The 258-nt window shown below is 67.4% G+C and carries 1 protein-coding gene; it reads left to right on the plus strand.

Going from position 1 to position 258, the window contains the following annotated elements:
- The coding region (locus AC0L3B_RS39815; protein ID WP_473383391.1) for an Ig-like domain-containing protein at nt 1-258 on the plus strand (258 nt) is incomplete at both ends.

The raw sequence follows: 258 nt of genomic DNA on the forward strand, positions 1-258 counted from the left end.
ATCGACGGCGTCGCCAGCACCACCACGGTGACGACCGATGCGCAAGGCGCCTGGTCGTTCACGCCGAGCGGGCTGGCGGACGGATTGCACACCATCGTGGCAAGCCAGACCGATAGCTTCGGCAATACCGGCTCGGCTTCGCTGAGCTTCACGCTGGATACGACGGCGCCTGCGGTCGCCATCACGACGATCGAGGGCGGTAACAACCTGATCAACGCCGCGGAAGCGGCCGGCGGGGTCCAGGTCAGCGGCACCGCT

The organism is Bradyrhizobium sp. Kon56 (assembly GCF_055807635.1).